We start from the raw sequence: 2,133 nt of genomic DNA, 5'->3' as shown, positions 1-2,133 counted from the left end.
GACCCTCAAAAGTACAAGGGATATGATAGAAAAGGTTAATATAACAGATGCCAATGTGGTTGAGTTAATCAGAGAAAAACTGCCTGCTGCAACAGAAGCAAACAAGGGACTTATGCAAGCTAATGGATTTGAACAAGGTAAGAATATATTAAATGAAGAATACGATAGTAAAATCAGTGCCGGTGTATATTCATCTACTGATAATTTAAATAATATGGGCACTGGAATTTTATTAGCGCTAAGAGGGTTTCAATACACGGCCCATTTATATATTACCAACTCTGCAAGAATATATATTAAAACCATTCGTAGCAATGGAGAGGTTTTGAAAGATTGGACGTTAATAAATAATACCAAAACATAAGAGACTTTTGGAGTATCCATTTTCCTACCCTATCCTTTGACCCTCAAAAATACAAAGGTATGATAGAGAAGGTAAACATAAGTCAAGCCTTGAACAGCTTATCTGTTAAGGATGATGCAGATTTTTTCTATGGGGAAACAAGTAGTGAACCGGTGAAGATTAAGAAAAGCGACCTTAATTTGCAAATGAACAAAGCAAATATTGTTAAAGATGGAGACTTAAACAACCTTGTAGAAGCTGGAGAATATAGCGTATGGAATAATGTGGCAAACATTCCAACTAATAGCTTTTATTGGGTCAAAGTTATAGGTTCAGCTGATTTTGTACAAATAGCAATATCCTTTATCGACCTGAAAGAGTATAAGAGGTCACGAGTCAATGGTGTTTGGACTCAATGGAAATGATTTTTACTACTAAATAGAATATTTCCTAATACATTCTTTTTCATTCGTATCTTCTGACCCTCAAAAGTACAAGGATGATAGAGAAAGTAAAGTTATCAGAAGTGGCAACCGGCAATCCGGCATCACTTATTGGGTTAACATCCGGTCAAAGCTTGGCGCAAATGCCTATAGACCGTTTGCCAAAGACTGAGTATATCGCTATGGCATCGGGAACGGACAAATTACGATATACACAATTAAGGTATAGTACTACTTCAGGGGCAGGAAGCAGGATTCTTTTGATTGTCCCCATTTCCGGACTGACTGGTAAAATGGATGCAGCCGGAGTCTTGGGTAGCCTATATGTGTTAAGAGCTGGAATGGACTACATGCCTATGATGGTAAAAGCCGATATAATGCTGTTCCGTTCCTCTTCATTCCTTGTTAATGATATGAATGTAATGGGAGTAAGTGCCAATGGTCCTGTAAACTTTAAATTGGGACATTGTACTTATGAAGGGCAGTTATATCTTGCGGTTAAATTCAATACGAATTATTCTATAATAACTTGTTTTCAAGGATTCTACACGACAGATTGTGTATTCCGTAACGTTCTTGAAGAGAATGTTACGGACTGGACAGACTTACTATGAAGTTAAGGATATGATTGAGAAGATTGATATTAAAGATGCAAGCATTGCAGAAGAGGTTAGAAAGCAGATGTCTGTTGTAGGTAAAAAGGGATTATACCATGGAGTTCTGTTGCTGCTTTCTGCCTATACATAAGATAAACGCTGTATCCGTTGATGGTTCTTTAGAATATAACTCTTTAACAGATACAAATCTTATAAATGAAACAGTTGGAATAGTATAGGGGCACTTGCCCCTATACTATTCCAATGTAGCTTCAAATCCTCCTTCGAATGCACTGTTATCCGCTGCTTCCATCTTCATTGATATGCCAAAAGAACTCATTAGGAGTACATTTAGTATTGGCGTATAGACTAGCCGTTCAGCATAAACACGGCACTTCCCATCAGCTTCAGTCTTAGCTTTAATCTTAATATTATAGCTACCTGAGAGGACTTTGACTTTTAGATTAGGATTGCCTGTTACATCACCAGCTCGTGATATGGAGATGTAATATAGGCTAGGCATTCCGCTTGATGTTGCAGATATAGACAAAAGAATTGAGCCTGTAACTGGAGTGCTTGTAGTCTCAAACAGAAGTACACTATACGCGCCTTGGAACTCCGATAACACACCTGATGGCATTAATCCTTTATTGGAAACTGTAGCCACTGCCATCTTATTACGAATACTATCAACTACTCCCGTGGCTGTAATATCAATCTTCTCCATCATACCTTTGTATTTTTGAGGGTC

The 2,133-nt window shown here is 37.6% G+C and carries 5 protein-coding genes; 4 read left to right on the top strand and 1 reads right to left on the bottom strand.

The annotated features are described in order from the left end of the window. The 4 genes from ABUA47_RS24290 to ABUA47_RS24275 all read left to right on the top strand — a co-directional run. Positions 1 to 364, top strand: a 364-nt coding sequence (locus ABUA47_RS24290; protein WP_208081097.1) for a hypothetical protein, incomplete at its 5' end; no start/stop codon positions are given. A 59-nt stretch (positions 365 to 423) separates the two neighbouring features. Further along, positions 424 to 768, top strand: a complete 345-nt coding sequence (locus tag ABUA47_RS24285; protein WP_117589304.1) for a pyocin knob domain-containing protein — start codon at positions 424 to 426, stop codon at positions 766 to 768. A 74-nt stretch (positions 769 to 842) separates the two neighbouring features. After that, positions 843 to 1,400, top strand: coding sequence for a hypothetical protein (locus ABUA47_RS24280; RefSeq protein ID WP_119958289.1), 558 nt, complete (start codon positions 843 to 845; stop codon positions 1,398 to 1,400). A 10-nt stretch (positions 1,401 to 1,410) separates the two neighbouring features. Beyond that, complete coding sequence (locus tag ABUA47_RS24275; RefSeq protein ID WP_256373170.1) at positions 1,411 to 1,533, top strand: hypothetical protein; 123 nt, start codon at positions 1,411 to 1,413, stop codon at positions 1,531 to 1,533. 105 nt (positions 1,534 to 1,638) lie between these two features. On the opposite strand, the gene ABUA47_RS24270 is transcribed toward ABUA47_RS24275, so the two are convergent. Next, positions 1,639 to 2,133 (bottom strand): hypothetical protein (locus ABUA47_RS24270; RefSeq protein ID WP_208081082.1); only part of this gene is annotated, 495 nt, incomplete at its 5' end.

The organism is Bacteroides sp. RTP31139st1_H2_RTP31139_211217 (assembly GCF_040227615.1).
GTDB classification, from domain to species: domain Bacteria; phylum Bacteroidota; class Bacteroidia; order Bacteroidales; family Bacteroidaceae; genus Bacteroides; species Bacteroides uniformis.
Note: the sequence above shows the minus strand (reverse complement) of the source record. Positions and strands in the feature narration are given on the sequence as shown.

Coding starts and splice junctions, on each gene's coding strand:
- ABUA47_RS24280 (WP_119958289.1), top strand. CDS start 843: ATGATAGAGAAAGTAAAGTTATCAGAAGTGGCAACCGGCAATCCGGCA.
- ABUA47_RS24285 (WP_117589304.1), top strand. CDS start 424: ATGATAGAGAAGGTAAACATAAGTCAAGCCTTGAACAGCTTATCTGTT.
- ABUA47_RS24275 (WP_256373170.1), top strand. CDS start 1,411: ATGATTGAGAAGATTGATATTAAAGATGCAAGCATTGCAGAAGAGGTT.